This window comes from Nocardia caishijiensis NBRC 108228 (assembly GCF_001612825.1).
GTDB classification, from domain to species: domain Bacteria; phylum Actinomycetota; class Actinomycetes; order Mycobacteriales; family Mycobacteriaceae; genus Nocardia; species Nocardia caishijiensis.
In genome coordinates this window covers 1-16,790 of sequence record NZ_BDBE01000050.1, presented here as the reverse complement: position 1 = coordinate 16,790, position 16,790 = coordinate 1, and the positions used below count along the sequence as shown (strand labels likewise).

14 protein-coding genes and 1 pseudogene are annotated in these 16,790 nt (G+C 68.2%); 8 read left to right on the top strand and 7 right to left on the bottom strand.

All coding sequences use genetic code 11. The annotated features are described in order from the left end of the window. Both NC7_RS26075 and NC7_RS26070 read right to left on the bottom strand, forming a co-directional pair. Positions 1 to 1,566, bottom strand: a complete 1,566-nt coding sequence (locus NC7_RS26075; protein WP_084458802.1) for a serine/threonine-protein kinase — start codon at positions 1,564 to 1,566, stop codon at positions 1 to 3. Positions 1,567 to 1,645: 79 nt separating this feature from the next. After that, on the bottom strand, positions 1,646 to 2,614 hold the full coding sequence (locus NC7_RS26070) for an aminoglycoside phosphotransferase family protein (protein ID WP_236573727.1): 969 nt from the start codon (positions 2,612 to 2,614) through the stop codon (positions 1,646 to 1,648). 88 nt (positions 2,615 to 2,702) lie between these two features. On the opposite strand from NC7_RS26070, the gene NC7_RS26065 reads away from it, so the two are divergent. Then, positions 2,703 to 3,146 carry a GNAT family N-acetyltransferase gene (locus NC7_RS26065; RefSeq protein WP_067987909.1) on the top strand — a complete coding sequence of 148 codons (444 nt, stop codon included), beginning with the start codon at positions 2,703 to 2,705 and terminating at the stop codon, positions 3,144 to 3,146. Between the two features lie 15 nt (positions 3,147 to 3,161). Here the strand turns inward: NC7_RS26065 and NC7_RS26060 are convergent, their stop codons facing one another. The 3 genes from NC7_RS26060 to NC7_RS26050 form a co-directional block, all read right to left on the bottom strand. Continuing rightward, positions 3,162 to 3,812: a Uma2 family endonuclease gene (locus tag NC7_RS26060; RefSeq protein WP_067987906.1), complete on the bottom strand. Its 651-nt coding sequence runs from the start codon at positions 3,810 to 3,812 to the stop codon at positions 3,162 to 3,164. Between the two features lie 184 nt (positions 3,813 to 3,996). Continuing rightward, the gene (locus NC7_RS26055; RefSeq protein ID WP_067987899.1) at positions 3,997 to 4,953 is read right to left on the bottom strand and encodes an electron transfer flavoprotein subunit alpha/FixB family protein; all 957 of its coding nucleotides are present in this window, start codon (positions 4,951 to 4,953) and stop codon (positions 3,997 to 3,999) included. 36 nt (positions 4,954 to 4,989) lie between these two features. Beyond that, positions 4,990 to 5,775: an electron transfer flavoprotein subunit beta/FixA family protein gene (locus NC7_RS26050; RefSeq protein WP_067987896.1), complete on the bottom strand. Its 786-nt coding sequence runs from the start codon at positions 5,773 to 5,775 to the stop codon at positions 4,990 to 4,992. A 180-nt stretch (positions 5,776 to 5,955) separates the two neighbouring features. On the opposite strand from NC7_RS26050, the gene NC7_RS26045 reads away from it, so the two are divergent. From NC7_RS26045 to NC7_RS26030, 4 genes and pseudogenes are all read left to right on the top strand, one after another. Then, positions 5,956 to 6,759 (top strand): class I SAM-dependent methyltransferase, encoded by an 804-nt coding sequence (locus tag NC7_RS26045; protein ID WP_067987894.1) that lies wholly within the window; start codon positions 5,956 to 5,958, stop codon positions 6,757 to 6,759. Beyond that, on the top strand, positions 6,756 to 8,309 hold the full coding sequence (locus tag NC7_RS26040) for a 1,4-alpha-glucan branching protein domain-containing protein (RefSeq protein WP_067987891.1): 1,554 nt from the start codon (positions 6,756 to 6,758) through the stop codon (positions 8,307 to 8,309). Before NC7_RS26045 ends, NC7_RS26040 begins: the two co-directional genes overlap by 4 nt. Next, positions 8,306 to 9,559 carry a glycosyltransferase family 4 protein gene (locus NC7_RS26035; protein ID WP_067987890.1) on the top strand — a complete coding sequence of 418 codons (1,254 nt, stop codon included), beginning with the start codon at positions 8,306 to 8,308 and terminating at the stop codon, positions 9,557 to 9,559. The genes NC7_RS26040 and NC7_RS26035 overlap by 4 nt, the downstream gene beginning before the upstream one ends. A 187-nt stretch (positions 9,560 to 9,746) precedes the next feature. Next, positions 9,747 to 11,541, top strand: a pseudogene (locus NC7_RS26030) (TerD family protein). Positions 11,542 to 11,552: 11 nt separating this feature from the next. Here the strand turns inward: NC7_RS26030 and NC7_RS26025 are convergent. After that, entirely contained in the window at positions 11,553 to 12,890 is a 1,338-nt protein-coding gene (locus NC7_RS26025) for a putative glycoside hydrolase (protein ID WP_236573725.1), read from the bottom strand. A 116-nt stretch (positions 12,891 to 13,006) separates the two neighbouring features. Here NC7_RS26025 and NC7_RS26020 point away from each other — a divergent pair, with 116 nt between their 5' ends. Next, the gene (locus NC7_RS26020; RefSeq protein ID WP_067987887.1) at positions 13,007 to 14,014 is read left to right on the top strand and encodes a polysaccharide deacetylase family protein; all 1,008 of its coding nucleotides are present in this window, start codon (positions 13,007 to 13,009) and stop codon (positions 14,012 to 14,014) included. A 1-nt stretch (position 14,015) separates the two neighbouring features. Here the strand turns inward: NC7_RS26020 and NC7_RS26015 are convergent, their stop codons facing one another. Beyond that, positions 14,016 to 15,308 carry an outer membrane protein assembly factor BamB family protein gene (locus NC7_RS26015; protein WP_236573724.1) on the bottom strand — a complete coding sequence of 431 codons (1,293 nt, stop codon included), beginning with the start codon at positions 15,306 to 15,308 and terminating at the stop codon, positions 14,016 to 14,018. A 152-nt stretch (positions 15,309 to 15,460) separates the two neighbouring features. Between NC7_RS26015 and NC7_RS26010 the strand changes: the two genes are divergently transcribed. Both NC7_RS26010 and NC7_RS26005 read left to right on the top strand, forming a co-directional pair. Beyond that, positions 15,461 to 16,198, top strand: coding sequence for an acyltransferase (locus NC7_RS26010; RefSeq protein ID WP_174550272.1), 738 nt, complete (start codon positions 15,461 to 15,463; stop codon positions 16,196 to 16,198). Positions 16,199 to 16,254: 56 nt separating this feature from the next. Then, positions 16,255 to 16,790 (top strand): DUF1697 domain-containing protein (locus tag NC7_RS26005; protein WP_084458794.1); only part of this gene is annotated, 536 nt, incomplete at its 3' end.

The window sequence follows — 16,790 nt, the reverse complement described above, 5'->3', positions numbered from 1 at the left end:
TCACCAGCGAGCGCGCAGTTCCTTGCGGTGCCGGACCCAGCGGCCGGTGGCGGGCGCGGCCACACCGACGACCATCGCCACCATGAGGGCGAGCACCAACACGGCAACGGCGGTTCCGGCGTACACCTTCTCCACTATGGAACCGGCGCCCGCGATCGCGGCGATCAGGGCGACGAACCCGGCGGTCATGATCGTCATGACCCGACCGGCGGTGCGCGCACAGAGCAGCAGGATGCCGCCGGCCGCTGTGAACGTGATGATGCCGATGATGACCGCGATCGCGATGAACGAGCCTCGTGGATCGCTGCCTTCCTCCAACTGGACGAGCGTTTCGCTGATCCCGTAGAGCAAGAACATCAGGAAACCGAGGCTGATCAGCAACGACAGCACGCCCGAGAACACGGCCCCGGCTTTCGACGGCGCGGGTTCATGTACCGGCGCAGGGTTCCACGGGTTCGCTGCGGCCGTGGGTTGTTGCCACGCATTGCCCACCGGCGCAGACTGTTTCATTCCCGATGGCTGGTATCCGTTGCGCGCGTCGCCGGGCTGGGACGCGAAATCGACCCATGGCTGCTGTGCGTGGCTCCCGACGGGCGTGTGCTGTCCGGGGCCGACCCACAACTGCTGCGCACTGGATTCGGGTGTGTGCGGCCCGTACGCGGGGAGTGCGGGCCTCGGTTGCAGCAGATGTCCGTCGGAGATGTGCGCCGGGGGCCGGCCCGTGGTGATCGGCCTGCCTTCGATCGCATCGCGCAGCGCAGAGGCGAATTCTGTTGAACTGACGAACCTTTCGTCCCGGCGTTTGGCCATGGCGCGGGCGATGACGACGTCGACGGCCTGCGGCAGATCGGGTCTCACAGAGGTGAGTCGGGGCACCGGTTGCGAGAGGTGGCCCGCCACGACCTGACCGGGGTTGGTCGCGGTGTAGGGCGGGTGGCCTGCGTACATGGCGAACACGGTGCAGGCCAGTGAGTACTGGTCGCTGCGGTGGTCGACTACTTCGCCGGAGAGTTGTTCGGGAGAGGCGTAGGCAAGAGTGGCGGTGAAGGTGCCAGTGGCCGTGAGCTGGGTGTTGGCCGTGGTGACGCGGGCGATGCCGAAATCGGTTAGCACTGAGCGTATTTCGCGACCGTGGTCGGCCTCGGCGATGAGGATGTTGCCCGGCTTCACATCACGGTGCAGGACGCCGTGCTGGTTGGCGTAGTCGAGCGCCGAGGCAGTCTCCCCGACCAGCCGGGCGGTCACCGCCGGGTCGTGCGCCCGCGCGTCCCAGGTGGCGGCATCGGTGCCGCGGACGCACTGCATCGCGATCCACAGGTACCCGTCGTCGGTCCCGCGATCGTAGATCCCGACGATCCCCGGATGCTCCAATTGCGCGACGACATCGGCTTCCCGCTCGAATCGTCGCTGCAGTTCGTGATCGGCACCGAACTCCCGATTCAGTACCTTCAACGCGACACTGCGCGGCAGGCGGGGATGCCTGGCCAGATAGACCGTCCCCATGCCACCTTGTCCCAGCACACCTTCCAGGTGGTACCCGGCGAAACTCGCCCCCGTCTGCAGCACCGTCACTCCTCACGCTCCCCGCTCGCAGTGTGCACGTTACCCGCGCCTGCTTGCGGTTCTCTTCTCGACGTTCGAACGATCACTCGGCAGGGCGTTCGAGCGGGGGCCGCGCCAGCGCGTTGGCGACTGCGGCGTGGAGATCGCGCATTTCCCGGTCGTTGTCTTCGACGGCCCAGGTGAGTTCCTCGACGGTGCGGATCAGGGCCCAACCGCAGGCGCGTTCGGGGTCTACGTCGAGTGCTGCCGCCGTGGCGGCGATCACCGTGGCGGCATGTTCGGGGGTCGGGTCGGACTGGACCTGGATCATCAGCAGGAAGCCCGCGTCGAAGGCGGCTTCGCCGAGGCAGGGTTTCGGATCGATCAGTAGCCATGGTTCGCGTTCGGCGGCGACAATATTGCCGAGGTGGGTGTCGCGGTTGACGATCAGTACCGGTTCGCCTGACTCGCCGAGGGTGTCGCACCACTGTCGCACCATCTCCCGTAGTTGAGCGGAGACGTGTTGCGCCAGAGCGGGGTTCGGGGTGGCGAGACGTTCGCGGAGACCGGCGACGAGGTCGGTGGCGAGCGGGAACGCCGGGAAACCGTCGAGGACGGCGGGTGCCGGACGCCGCAGTCTGCGGTAGAGCTGGCACGCCGACCGCACCTTCGCCGCGTTCTCCGGGTGGCCCTCGAGACTCGGGAACCCGGGTTGGTTGAGCAATTCCGTTCCGGGACGGGCCCATTCGAGCAGCATCGCACCGCTGTCGACATCGAAGTCGAGCAACCGGACAGCGCCGTCGCCGTCGTAGGCGTACAGCGCGGTGGCCTCGGCGACGTTCTCCTCGTCGACCATCGGCACTTTCAGCACCGCCGGTCGGCCGCCTCGGCTCACCCCCGCCACGTAGGCGTGCGTTCCGCCACCGAACGGCGCGGTGAACTCGCTGAGTCCCCACCGTGCGGCCAACTCGGCCACCACACCGGGCAACTCGACGATCCACCGCGCACCGGCCGCACCGAACACCGCACGAACCGTCTCCTCGACCGCCGACGGCAACTCCACAGGCACCATCAGTCCACCCTGCCGATGCCCGTTCCCGTGGTCAATCGAATTCACCAGTCCTCGACAGACCACCACCGAACCTGACAGCCTTCCGCACATGACGAATTCGCCCGACCCCGAATTCCCACCCGGTTACCACATCGGCACCGATGCCGACCGCATCGACGCCGCCCGCGTCCACACCTGGCTGTCCACCGACTCGTACTGGGCCGAGGGCAGATCACGGGAGAAGCAGGACAGCGCGATCGCCGGTTCCCTCAATTTCGGTGTCTACGAAACGATGTCGGGCGAGCAGGTGGCCTACGCCCGCGTCGTGACCGACCGCGCCACCTTCGCCTGGCTCTGCGACGTGTACGTCGACCGCTCGGTCCGAGGCAAGGGCCTCGGCACCGCCCTGGTCACCGCCGTCCGCGACCACCTCGCCCCCTACGGCCTGCGCCGCATCATGCTCGCCACCCACGACGCCCACGGCATCTACGAGAAACTCGGCTTCGCACCCCTCGACAACCCGGAGCACTGGATGGCCCTCGAAACGCAGTGACCGCGGCTCGCCAGGTCAGAAATCCAAGGACGGCCAATCGATTTCGATGGGGAAGGGGTACGGGAACGAGATGCCCGGCGCGGAACCGCGAGCCCACTCCCCCGCCAGCAGATAGTTGGCGTTGCGGAGTGGACGAACGCCGGGGGGAAGTTGCGCATGGCCGGTTTCGAGGATGTACACGCGCAGGGCGCCGATACCGGTGAGGTCCTTGGTCAGGTCCACTTCCCAGTACGAAGGGATGCCTGCGCCCGCGTAGCGCGCCTTCTTCGCTTCTATGTCGGCCGGGGTATTGGACGGCGACAATACTTCCCCGACCAGAACAGTGTCGGAGGCACGGACGTCGGAGCCCGGCGGCAGACAGCGGTGCACGAGGAAGTCCGGCGTCACGAAGTCCGACTTGCCGGTGGAGCCGAAAAATACGTTCGTCTCGAGATTCACCCGCCAGCACCGGTCAGGGTGCGTGGACATCTCCCGCCGGGCGCTGAGTTCGAGTTCGTTGGTCAGACGACGCGTGGCCGTTTGATGCTCACCCGGCCCGCGCCGCACGAACACCACACGCCCCTCCCACAGCTCGATCTGAGCGGCAATCTCCTCCGGTAGCGCCTCGAGTTCCTCCCAGGTCATCGTCTCGGGAAGATCAGGGCGATCGACACTCGACATAGCCATTCCCCCATGCTACGCAGCAGAAAACGAAAACTCGCCAGAGCTGCCGTCCAGCGACGACAGATCTGGCGAGTCAGGGGTAACTCATCGGGGACGAACTACCGCAACCCACTCCGGACGCGGGCCGGGTGCACAACGTACGCCGCGCACGACCGGCCCTCCAAAAGGCCCGGAGAGGCGGAGAAGCCTAGCCCTTGTGGGACTTGACGGCCTCGGTCAGCTGCGGGGCGACGTTGAACAGGTCGCCCACGATGCCGTAGTCGGCGATCTCGAAGATGGGGGCCTCTTCGTCCTTGTTGACCGCGACGATGGTCTTCGAGGTCTGCATGCCCGCGCGATGCTGGATGGCACCGGAGATGCCGAGGGCGATGTAGAGCTGCGGGGAGACCGTCTTGCCGGTCTGGCCCACCTGGAACTGGCCCGGGTAGTAGCCCGAGTCGACGGCGGCACGCGAGGCGCCGACGGCGGCACCGAGCGAGTCGGCCAGCGCCTCGACGACCGAGAAGTTGTCGGCGGAACCGACACCGCGACCACCGGAGACGACGATGCTCGCCTCGGTGAGCTCCGGACGGTCACCGGCGACGACCGGCTCACGGGAGACGACCTTGACGACGCCCTCTTCCTGCGCGGGCACGGCCACGGCGACCTGCTCACCGGCACCGGCCTGCGGGGCAGCCTCGATGGAGCCGGGGCGCACCGAGATCACCGGCACGTCGCCGGTGGCCTTGGCATCGACGGTGAACGCGCCACCGAAGATGGAGTGCAGGGCGGAGCCGTCCTCGTTGACGCCGATGACGTCGACGAGCAGACCGGAGCCGATGCGCGCGGCGAGGCGGCCCGACACCTCCTTGCCCTCGGCGGTGGCGGCGACGATCACGGCGGCGGGGGCGGCGGACTCGACCAGCGAGGCGAGCACGTCGACCTTCGGGGTGACCAGGAAGCTCTCGACCTCGTCGCCCTCGGCGACGTAGATCTTCTCGGCGCCCGCGGCGGCCAGGGCGGCGGCCAGCTTGTCGGCGGTGCCGGGGGCACCGGTCACGACGGCGGCCGGGGTGCCGAGGGAGCGCGCGGCGGTGAGCAGTTCGGTGCTGACCTTCTTCACGGCACCGTCGGCGTGCTCGACGAGCACAAGTACTTCAGCCATTGTTCTTTCTCCTAGGAAGTTCTCGGACGGTCCGGATCAGATGATCTTCTGGCCGATGAGGTAGGTGGCGATCTGGTTGCCGCCCTCGCCCTCGTCCGCGATCTTCTCGCCCGCGGTGCGAGCGGGCTTCGGGGTGGCGGCGGTGACCGCGGTGCCCGCGTTGGCCACACCGACGGTCGACGGGTCGATGCCCAGGTCGGCGAGGGTGAAGACCTGAACTTCCTTCTTCTTGGCGGCCATGATGCCCTTGAAGGACGGGAAGCGCGGCTCGTTGATCTTCTCGTTCACCGAGACGATCGCGGGCAGGCTCGCCTCGAGCTTGAACACGCCCTCGTCGGTCTCGCGCTCGCCGGTGATCTTGTCGCCGTCGACGGTGAGCTTGCGCAGGTGGGTCAGCTGCGGGATGCCCAGGTACTCGGCGATGATCGCCGGGACCGCACCCGCGCGACCGTCGGTGGACTCGTTGCCCGCGATGACCAGCTCGACGCCCTCGACCTGGCCGAGCGCACCGGCGAGCACCCAGGCGGTCTGCACGGCGTCGGAGCCGTGGATGGCCGGGTCGTTGATGTGGATGGCCTTGTCGGCACCCATGGACAGCGCCTTGCGGATGGCCTCGGTGGCGCGATCCGGACCGGCTGCAAGCACGGTGACCTCGCCGCCCTGGGCCTCCTTGATCAGCAGCGCTTCCTCGACGGCGCGCTCGTTGATCTCGTCGAGGACGGCGTCGGCGGCCTCACGGTCGAGGGTGTAGTCACCATCGGTCAGCTTGCGCTCGGACCAGGTGTCGGGGACCTGCTTGATGAGTACGACGATGTTCGGCATCGGTCTTCGTCGACCTCCTTCTGGGTTACACGTGAGTGGTTGGCCGCACGAGCTGGGCCGTACGTCCGTGTGGGTGCTCAGAGGGGAACAGTACCCTACGCTAAGTTACCCGTGGGTAACCTCTTTGACAACAGGTCCCTGACTCCTGAGCGGACCACCGGTACCAGTAACGTCGAGGCCATGAGCGAGGCTGTGATCCCTGCCGCACCGGTGGACGCAACACATGAACCACTGCCGCTGACCGGTGAGCGGACGGTGCCGGGTATCGCCGAGGAGAACTACTGGTTCCGTCGGCACGAGATCGCCTACGCCCGGCTGCTCGACCACTGCGTCGACAAGACCGTGCTCGAGGCGGGATCCGGCGAGGGCTACGGCGCCGACATGATCGCCGGTGTCGCCGCGCGGGTCATCGGCGTGGACTACGACGAGGGCGCCGTCGCGCACGTCCGCGCGCGCTACCCGCGCGTGGAGATGATCCAGGGCAACCTCGCCGAACTTCCGCTGGACGACGAATCCGTCGACGTGGTGGTGAATTTCCAGGTCATCGAACACCTGTGGGACCAGGCGCAGTTCCTGCGCGAGTGCCTGCGCGTGCTGCGGCCGGGCGGCACGCTGCTGATCAGCACCCCGAACCGCATCACCTTCTCCCCCGGCCGTGACACCCCCCTCAACCCGTTCCACACGCGCGAACTCGATGCCGCCGAGCTCACCGAACTGCTCGTGGAGGCCGGTTTCGTGGTGTCGGAGATGCTCGGTGTGCATCACGGCGCGAGCCTGAAAGCGTTGGACGCCAAGCACGGTGGGTCGTTCATCGACGCCCAGATCGAGCGTGCGCTGGCCGGTGAGCCGTGGCCCGCCGACCTCACCGCCGACGTCGCCGCCGTGACCATCGATGATTTCGACCTGCGCGCGGGCGATATCGACGCCAGCCTCGACCTGGTCGCGATCGCCGAGAAGGCAAGCGCCGGAGCGGCAAGAAATTGACCGACTCTCGCTCCGCCGGGTCCGGTTCCGTGCCGGGCCAGTTCACCCTCGTCCTGCACTCCCACCTGCCCTGGCTGGCCCATCACGGTCGCTGGCCGGTAGGCGAGGAATGGCTGTACCAGTCCTGGGCCGCGTCCTACCTCCCCCTGGTCCGGGTCTTGAAAACCCTTGCCGCCGAAGGTCGTTCGCACCTGTTGAGCCTCGGTATCACGCCGGTGCTCGCCGCCCAGCTCGACGACCCGCACTGCCTGGCGGGCATGCATCACTGGCTCGGCAACTGGCAGTTGCGCGCCGACGAGGCGTCCATGGCGGGCAATGTGGCGCTCGGCAGGCACGAACATCGGCTCGCCGCAAGGGCTCTGGCCGATTTCGAGCAGGACTGGCGCCACGGCAGCGCACCCGTCTGGCGTTCCCTGATCGACGCCGACGCCATCGAACTGCTCGGCGGCCCGCTGGCCCACCCCTTCCAGCCGCTGCTCGACGCACGACTGCGCCAGTTCCAGCTCACCGAGGGCTTGGCCGACGCGCGATTGCGCTGGGGCACCACCCCCACCGGGATCTGGGCGCCGGAATGCGGTTACACCCCCGGCATGGAACTCGGCTACGACGCCGCGGGTGTGACACATTTCATGGTCGACGGTCCGTCGCTGCGCGGCGACACCAGCCTCGGTAGGCCGGTGCGTGACGCCGACGTGGTCGCCTTCGGGCGGGATCTGCAGGTGAGTTACCGGGTGTGGTCGCCCAAGCAGGGCTACCCGGGGCAGAGCGCCTACCGCGATTTCCACCATTACGACCATGCGACGGGGCTCAAGCCGTCGCGGGTCACCGGCAAAACGGTCGCCGGTCCTGACAAGGCCCCTTACGATCCCGACCTCGCCGCCGAAGCCGTCACCCGCGACGTCGCCGACTTCGTCGAGACCGTGCGCGCCCGACTGTTCGAGGAGTCCGAACGGATCGGCCGTCCGGCGCTCGTGGTCGCCGCGTTCGACACCGAACTGTTCGGCCACTGGTGGCACGAGGGACCGCAGTGGCTCGAGCAGGTACTGCGTGCGCTGCCCGAAGCCGGGGTCACCGTCGGCACCCTCGCCGACGCCCGCGCGAACGGGTTCGTCGGCGAACCCGTGCAGCTCAACGACTCGTCGTGGGGATCGGGCAAGGACTGGCGGGTGTGGGCCGGAGACCAGGTCGCCGACCTCGTGGAGCTCAACGCCGACGTGGTGCGGCTGGCGCTGGACACCCTCGACAAGGTGCGCCGCGACGGTTCGCCGCGCGATCCGGTCGCCGATCAATTGCTGCGCGAAGCCATTCTCACCGCCTCCAGCGACTGGGCGTTCATGGTCAGCAAGGACTCCGCCGCGGGTTACGCACGCGACCGCGCGCACGAACACGCGCACGCCGTGCGGGAGCTCGCCGAGGCGATCGGTGCCGGTCAGTTCGCCAAAGCCACCCGTCTCGCGGCAGGATGGAGCGCGGCCGACGGACTCTTCCCAGGTCTGGACGCACGGCGGTTGCCGACCGCCGTCCCGTCGGTCGCCGAAGGATCGTCATGAAGATTTTGATGGTGTCGTGGGAGTACCCGCCGGTCGTGGTCGGTGGGCTCGGTCGGCATGTGCATCACCTTGCCGTCGAACTGGCCGCGGCCGGGCACGAAGTGGTCGTACTCGCCCGCAGGCCAACCGGCACCGACGCGCTCACGCACCCGACCCACTCCTATATCGCCGATGGTGTCCTGGTCGTCGCGGTGGCCGAGGACTCGCCGTGCTTCGACTTCGGCGAGGACATGCTCGCCTGGACGCTGGCCATGGGGCATGCGATGGTGCGCGCGGGCGTTTCCCTCGGCAAGCCGGGTGTCGGTGACGGCTGGACGCCGGACGTGGTGCACGCCCACGACTGGCTCGTCGCCCATCCGGCGATCGCGCTGGCCGAGTTCTACGACGTACCGCTGGTGTCGACCATCCACGCCACCGAGGCCGGACGCCACAGCGGCTGGGTGTCGGGGCGGGTCAACCGGCAGGTGCACTCGGTGGAGTGGTGGCTCGCCAACGAATCCGATCAGCTCATCACCTGCTCGACGTCGATGCAGGACGAGGTGGAGCGGCTCTACGGTCCTGAACTTCCGCCGATCACGGTGATCCGCAACGGCATCGACGTCGGCTCGTGGACATTCCGGCCGCGCGCGCCACGCTCCGGGCCGCCCCGGCTGCTGTACGTGGGCAGGCTCGAGTACGAGAAGGGTGTGCAGGACGCGATCGCGGCGCTGCCACGAATCCGGCGCGCCCACCCCGGAACCACACTCACCGTTGCCGGTGTCGGCACCCAGTTCGACTGGTTGCGTGAGCGCGCCAGGGTGCATCGGGTGGCGCGTGCGGTGAACTTCGTCGGCAATCTCGGCCACACCGAACTGCTCGGCTGGCTGCACGGCGCCGACGCCATCGTCCTGCCGAGCCGCTACGAGCCGTTCGGCATCGTCGCCCTCGAGGCGGCGGCAGCGGGCGTGCCCCTGATCGCCTCCACCGCGGGCGGACTCGGCGAAGCGGTGATCGACGGCGTCACCGGCGCCTCCTTCGCCCCCGCCGACATCGACGGCCTGGTCGACGCCACCCGCGCCGTCCTCGACGACCCGCTCACCGCCCAGGACCGCGCCTACACCGCCCGCGAACGCCTCACCGCCGACTTCGCCTGGGACGTGGTCGCCGCCGAAACCACCCAGGTGTACACCACCGCCAAACGCCGGGTCCGCACTCCCCTCGGCCGCCCCACCATCCCCGAACGTCCGCTGCCGGAACGGGATCCGAAGTAGCGTCCCGCTTCCGTCAGCGCGATCTCACCATCGTCACCATTCGAACGTGATCTGTGTAACAGTTCCCATTCGGAACCGATAACCCTCGGCATCGCTGAATCGCGGTGTGCGGCAAGGGGGTCGGCGGCCGGTCAGCCGTATTCACCTTGCGGTGTCTGCCGTGCCGAGCCTCGAAGGGTGAGCTTCTGTGTCGTCTCCACTGTTGTCCAAGGGCCAGAACATCGCGTTGCCTGCTGATGTCGACCGCATCGACATCGTCATCGGCTGGCCCGAACCGGCCGTCGAACTCGATGCCTCGGCCCTGCTGCTCGGCACGGATCGCCGCGTCGGCTCCGACGCCGATCTCGTCTTCTACAACCAGCCCGAATCTCGCGACGGCTCGGTCAGATTCCTCGGGACGAGCGTGACCGACGAAGGGCGACAGGCCAGGATCTCGATCGATCTCGCCGCCATTCCCGCTGGCATCCACGCCGTCGCGCCGGCGGGCAGCGTCGGGACGGGCACCTTCGGGACCCTCGGCAAACTCGCCCTGCATGTGATCGACGCGGCGGGGCGGTCCCTCGCCGAGTACGTGACCGCCGACGCCGATACCGAGTCGGCCTTCGTGTTCGGTGAGGTCTACCGCCGGGACGGCGCGTGGAAGGTGCGGGCCGTCGGTCAGGGCTGGGAATCGGGGTTGAGGCAAGCCGATCGAGTTCCGTCAGGCCGAAGCGGACTCGTGGCAGCCCGCCCGGCTGTTCTCGGTTTTCGGGATCGGTGCGGGCGAGGAGCAGGAACGGCGGACCACCTCGGCTCTCGTCGCGACGATGCAGGCCGTGCGGCCGTTCGCACGGGCGGTCTGTGCCAGGATGGGCGCGCCGGTCGGCGCGTTCGAGGGGTATATCGAAGTGCAGTACGAGGCGGGCGATTCGACGGTGATTCCGGATGCCGTCCTTCGGGTGAGCCGTGGCAGCAAGCAGTGGACCGGACTGCTCGAGGTGAAGACCGGTAACGGCAAGCTCCGCAAGGACCAGCTCGAGAGCTATCTCGATATCGCCCGGCGGCGCAAGTACGACGTTGTCGTCAGCCTGTCCAACGACATCCCGGCCGGTCCGGGCGAGCTGCCGGTGCAGGTGGACCGCCGCAAACTGGCGAAGGTCGCGCTGCGGCATCTGTCGTGGGCCGAGGTGGCGCACGAAGCACGCATGTTGCTTTCGCACGGCAGTATCGATGACCCGCTGCAGACCTGGATCCTCGGCGAGTTCCTGCGTTACCTCGACCATCCACGTTCCGGGGCGGCCGAATTCGTCGACATGGGCAGGCATTGGGTGGTCGTGCGGGACGCGGTCACGGCGGGAACCTTGCGCGCGGGTGATCAGAAGGCCCTGACCGTCGCCGACACCTGGGTCTCGCTGAGCAGGCACCTCGCGCTGCGGCTCACCGCCGAACTCGGGGTCGAGGTCAAACACATCATGCCCCGCAAGTTCCACGCCGACCCGGCCGCTCGCGCCACCGCCATCGCCGAACGGCTGGCCGCCGACGGGTGCTTCGAGGCGGTGCTGCGCATTCCCGATACCGTCGGCGATCTCACGGTGGTCGCCGACGTGCGAACCAACAAGGTGCGCTGCCGGGTCGGCGTAACCGCACCCGACGAAGGCACCTCCGCGCGGCGCGTGTCGTGGTTGCTCAAGCAGCTCACCGAGGCGCCGGGCCGGGTTCAGGTGGAGGCCGTGTTCTCCGAACGCGGCAACGAGAGCTGCGAACTGCTCGACGTCGTTCGGGCGAATCCGAAATCGCTCACCGACGGGCGAGCAGGCGCCATCGTCTCGTTCACCCTCGAACAGAGCTTCCCGATGGGCAACCGGCGCGCCGGGACGGCGGCCAGCTTCATCTCCAGCGTCACCTCCGCGACGGACACCTTCTACGGGTCGGTGGTTCAGCCGCTACGCGAATGGGTTCCCGCCGCGCCTCGGCAGGCGGATATCGGTCAGGAAGAGTCGTAGGGCGACCCCGGTCACGCCGGGTGGATTCCGCCGCCGTGGTAGCGGGTTGCCGCGTTCCAGAGGAAGAAGCCGTCGATGCCCGCTGCTCGGGTGGCGTCGATCTGGGCCTGGACCTCGGCGTCGTTGTAGGCGACGCCGAGGGAGAAGTCCTGCAGCCACGGGATGATACCGGCATTCGTGCCCTTGGTCTGGGTGATGAAGTCCTGCAGCGAGCGGTAGACGATGTCGTAGGGCTGGGCGTTGGGGTTGGCCACGCCGTATTCGCCGGGGTTCCAGTGCGAGGGGTAGATCATGGGCGCGACGAAGTCGACGTGGCGGGCGATGAGGGGGATGTCCTGGGCGATCTGGTCGGGGCGGGTGGAGGCGATGCCGTAGACGGCGGCGCTCTGATGGGCGCCCGCGCTGTTCACCGGATGCCTGCTCTCGGCGAGGAACGCCGCGATCGCCACCGACGGGGTGTCGGTGAGGCCGGTGAAGATCATGCTGGTGAGGCTGCCGTCGGGGCGGCGGACGTAGTCGTACATGACACCGTCGAACCCGAGCCGGGCGGCTTCCACGGCCAGGTCGATGTTGTAGCGGCGCACGTCGGGGTTCGCGAAATTGGTGAAGGCGATCGGCCCGTAATGGCTGGAATACGGCTGGCCGGAAGGATTCTGGACGACCCAGTCGTGACGTCCGCTGTGCCAGGCCCAGGAAGCGAGCGCCGGATCACGGAACGCGACGATGCGCCCGACCACCTGCACACCCATGTCGTGCAGCTGGCGAAGCGCGGCGGGCGCGTCGTAGATCGTGGTGGCGGCACCCGATTCCCGGGCGAGCGGAACCTGCGAGTCGTAGCCGACGACACCGTCCTCGTCCTTGATGTCGAGCTGCACGGTGTCGATGCGACCCTGACGGGCCAGTTCGAGAACGGATTCACGCAAACCGTCGTGCGACCACGCGTGCGCGGTGACGTGCACGGCCCGCATCCTCGGCAGGGTCCGCGCGGTGACGACGGTGCTGCGGGCCGCGTTGCCGTCGGCGTCGGCCGCGACCACGTCGAAGGCGGGCGCCCACGGCACCGCGAGTTCGAAGGACCCGTCCTCGCCGGGAGTCACCGACTTCTCGCCGATGGATACCCGGGTGGCGTCGACGGCGGTGCCGCGCACCACCACCGGTGACCGATACGAGGTCACCGGTTCGGCCGGAGTCACGGTCAATGTCGGCGGCACGGTGTCGGCGAGCGGCACCACGGCCGATCTGCTCAACGCGAATCCGGCAACGAGAGCGACGGCGACGATCGCGAGACCGACACCGACGACGGTGCGGGTCCACCGCCACCGTACGGCCGAACGGAATGAGAAACCCAACGCCAACACCGCCTTCCAATACTGTTGACACGCCAACTATTTCGCGGTTCCGACACGGATGTGGCGGGTATCGGTAGATCAACTGTAAACCGAGGCCGCCGCGTAATATCGCATTGATGACAGGCGGTTCTCCTGCCCTTTCGCGGCTCCTGCCGATCCTCGCGCTGACCACCGCGCTCACGGCGTGCACGGACGTGAGTACCGAGGCGGCCTCGGTCGATCCACCCGCCGCCCACACCACGACGACACCCCCACCGAACCCGGCCGACGTCGGCGCCAACGAGCTCGGGCTCGTTCCGGTGTTGATGTATCACCAGATCTCGGCGGACCCGGCGGGTGAATACGACCAGACCCCAGCCGAATTCCGCGACGAACTCGAACGTCTCTATCGCGAGGGCTATCGCCCCGTGACCGTCGCCGCCTATGTGTCCGGCGACCTCGACCTGCCCGCGGGCACCCACCCGGTCGTCCTCACCTTCGACGACTCGACCACCAGCCAACTCGCTTTCACCGAAACCGGCACTGTCGCGCCCGACAGCGCGGCGGGCATCCTCGCCGAATTCGGTGCCCGCTACCCCGATTTCCGGCCGGTCGCCACCTTCTACGTGAACAACGAACCGTTCCGGGGCGACCCACGGGCCCTGCCCTGGCTGGTGGCCAACGGCCACGAGATCGGCGCCCACACCGCCACGCACCCGAATCTGTCGACGCTCGACGACGACAGCGTGCGGCGCGAGTTCGCCGAGAACGTGCGCGCGGTGACGGCCGCGGCCCCCGGGGTCACCGTGCGGACGATGGCGCTACCACTTGGCATCCACCCCGACAACGCCGCCCTGACCACCTCGGGCACCTGGGCGGGCACGACCTACACCTTCGACGCAGTGATGCTCGTCGGCTCCAACCCGGCCCCGGCGCCCTACGCCGGGCTCGATCCGACCGGGGTGCCACGCATCCGTTCCGGCCGGGGCGCGGTGCCCTTCGACTCGGCTTATTGGCTCGATCACCTCGCCGCCCACCCCGCCGACCGCTACACCGCCGACGGCGACCCCGCGCGGGTCTCGTTCCCGCGCGACCGCGGGGGCGAGCTGAACCCGCGCTTCACCGCGCGGGCCAACCCGTACTGAGCTACTCGTCCGGGGTGAAGGTGAAGATCTCGCCGAGCCGGGTGGCGACGACGACCTGCCCCTCGGGTCCGATCGACGTGCCGGTGGTGGTGCCGGTGGCGTTCGGCAGCGGATCGGAGTCGACGGTGTTGCCGGTGGCGATGTCGAAGGTGATGAGGTTCAGGCCCGCGCCGATGGCCGCGACCGTGTAGCCGATCTCGCCGGAGGTCAGGGCGGCGCTACCGCGCTGGGCCAGGTCCTTGCGTTCCCACGCGCGGTCGGCGCGGTCGCCGTGGTCGCGGATGGCGGCCAGGTAGCCGTCGTCACCGGACGGGAGGATCAGGTCGTCGACCAGGGCGATGCGACCGCGCGGGGTCCAACCGAGCGCGTGGGTCCAGCGGGTGCTGCCGTCCTCGGTGTTCACCGCGATCAGGCGACCGCTGTTGTCGCCGACGTACACCGTCGTGCCGTCGGCGGACAGGGCCGGGCTGGTCGCGCTGCCGTCGGTGAGCATGTCGGCGCTCCACAGCTGCGTCACGGTGCCGTCGGCGTAGGACATGGCCCGCAGCGAGGCCATCGCCTTGCCCGGTTCCCACACGGTGACGAAGAAGCGACCGGAGTCGGGGTCGACGGCGGTGGTGTTGGCGACCGCGCAGCGGGGGCCGCCCACCTGGCAGTCGTCCAGGCCGTCGCCGGAGGCGGGACGGGTCAGGCCTGGGTACTTCAGGAAGTCGGGTTCGCCGAGCAACTGCAGGGTCGGCACCTCGCGTTCGCCGGTCTGGCGACTGAGCACGTCGACCTGGCCGGACTGGGTCACCGTGAGCACGCGACCGTCACCGGTGAACTGGATCGCCACCGGCACCCCGGCCACGGGCGTGCGCCAGCGCGGCTGACCGAGGTAGTTGAACGAATTCACCGCGCCGTCGTCGCCGACGTAGACGTTGTTGATGCCATCGACCACGGTGGGCGCCTCGATGGTCGAGGGGCCGAGTGGGTTGCAGAACCGTTTACGGCCGGTCTGCATCTGATAGGAGAACACCGCGCAGTTGCCGGTGCTGGTGGTGACGAACAGCTGGCCCTCGCCACCGATGGTCACCGGCTGGGCGATGGGCCCACCGACCGGACGCGACCAGCTCAACGTCATCGCCGACGCACCGCTCGCCGGGCTCGCGGCGCTGTTGCGCCCGTCGTGATGGGCGGCGGGCCAACCCTTTCCGGAGCCGACGGTGATGTCGTCCACATCGGTGCCGCAACCGGCCAGCGCCACCACACCGGCGGCAGCGAGCGAGGCCACGACGCGAGTCCGAGTTCGCACCTGCTGATCTCCTGGGTAATCGGGCCGAGGATCGGGGTATGGCACGGTAAGTGTGCCCTGCGAAAGTACTCTGTGTACCCGATGACCGAATCCCCGGGGCTCACCCGGTGGACGCCGTCTCGGTCGGAAGAGGAGAGTAGTTCGTGACGAGCATGTGGGGCGCGCCGCTGAGCGCGCGCTGGCGTGGATCACGCCGCCGCGATCCGCAGCAGGCGCGTTTTCTGACCAGGGATTCGCTGCGCTGGGTGCTCGCCAATCGCGCCTACACCCCCTGGTACCTGGTGCGGTACTACCGGCTGCTCAAATTCCGGCTCACCAATCCGCACATCGTGTTGCGCGGAATGGTGTTCCTCGGCCGCAATGTCGAAATTCACGCCACCCCCGAATTCGCGCGCATGGAAATCGGCCGCTGGGTGCATATCGGCGACGGCAACGCCATCCGTTGTCACGAGGGTTCGCTGCGCATCGGCGACAAAGTGGTGTTCGGCAAGGACAACGTCGTCAACACCTACCTCGACATCGAGATCGGTGAATCGACCCTGGTCGCCGACTGGTGCTACATCTGCGACTTCGACCACAAGATGGACGACATCACCCTGCCCATCAAGGACCAGGGCATCGTGAAGAGCCCCGTGCGCATCGGCCCCGACACCTGGATCGCCGCCAAGGTGACGGTGTTGCGCGACACCCGGGTGGGACGCGGCTGTGTGCTCGGCGCGCACGCGGTGGTGCGCGGCGATGTCCCCGACTACAGCATCGCCGTCGGCGCGCCCGCCAAGGTCGTGAAGAACCGCAAGGTGGCCTGGGACGCCGGTGCCGCCGAGCGCGAGGCGTACCTGGCGGCGCTGGCCGATATCGAACGCAAGAAGAACGCGGGCGCCCAAGCCTGAGCGACACTCCACCGGCATGCCCGGCCGCTGTCGGTGGAGATCGGTACGGTCGCGGCGTGGACAGTTATGCGGCGCTGCTGCGCGGGATCATGCCGACCAACCCGAACATGCGCAACGACAAGTTGCGCTGGGTGTTCGAAGGGCTCGGCTTCGACCGGGTCGCGACCGTGCTGAGCAGCGGCAACGTCGTGTTCCGCACCGACGACGAACGCGACGATCTCGAAGACCGCATCCAGCAGGGACTCGCGACCGAACTCGGCATCCCCGGCGGCACCATCGTGCGCAGCCACCCCGAACTGCGCGCACTGCTCGACCGCGACCCGTTCGAGGGCCTCACCCACGAACGCGGTTCCTACCTCACGGTCACCTTCTTCAAACACACCATGCGCCGAGCGGACACGAAGGCCTTCGACGACGACCCGCTCACCCGCGTGATCGGCTACGACCCCGCCGCCCGCGCTTTCCTCACCGTCATCGACAACAGCACCGGCAAAACCCCCGACTTCATGGCCCGCCTGGAGAAGACCTACGGCAAGGACATCACCACCCGCACCTGGCTCACCGTCCAGCGCGTGGTGAAGAAGATGGAGGC

Bases quoted from the DNA above. Each gene is read 5' to 3' on its own strand.
- NC7_RS26070 (WP_236573727.1), bottom strand. From the start codon at position 2,614: ATGGTGCCTGTGGAGTTGCCGTCGGCGGTCGAGGAGACGGTTCGTGCG.
- NC7_RS26065 (WP_067987909.1), top strand. From the start codon at position 2,703: ATGACGAATTCGCCCGACCCCGAATTCCCACCCGGTTACCACATCGGC.
- NC7_RS26060 (WP_067987906.1), bottom strand. From the start codon at position 3,812: ATGGCTATGTCGAGTGTCGATCGCCCTGATCTTCCCGAGACGATGACC.
- NC7_RS26055 (WP_067987899.1), bottom strand. From the start codon at position 4,953: ATGGCTGAAGTACTTGTGCTCGTCGAGCACGCCGACGGTGCCGTGAAG.
- NC7_RS26050 (WP_067987896.1), bottom strand. From the start codon at position 5,775: ATGCCGAACATCGTCGTACTCATCAAGCAGGTCCCCGACACCTGGTCC.
- NC7_RS26045 (WP_067987894.1), top strand. From the start codon at position 5,956: ATGAGCGAGGCTGTGATCCCTGCCGCACCGGTGGACGCAACACATGAA.
- NC7_RS26035 (WP_067987890.1), top strand. From the start codon at position 8,306: ATGAAGATTTTGATGGTGTCGTGGGAGTACCCGCCGGTCGTGGTCGGT.
- NC7_RS26020 (WP_067987887.1), top strand. From the start codon at position 13,007: ATGACAGGCGGTTCTCCTGCCCTTTCGCGGCTCCTGCCGATCCTCGCG.
- NC7_RS26010 (WP_174550272.1), top strand. From the start codon at position 15,461: ATGTGGGGCGCGCCGCTGAGCGCGCGCTGGCGTGGATCACGCCGCCGC.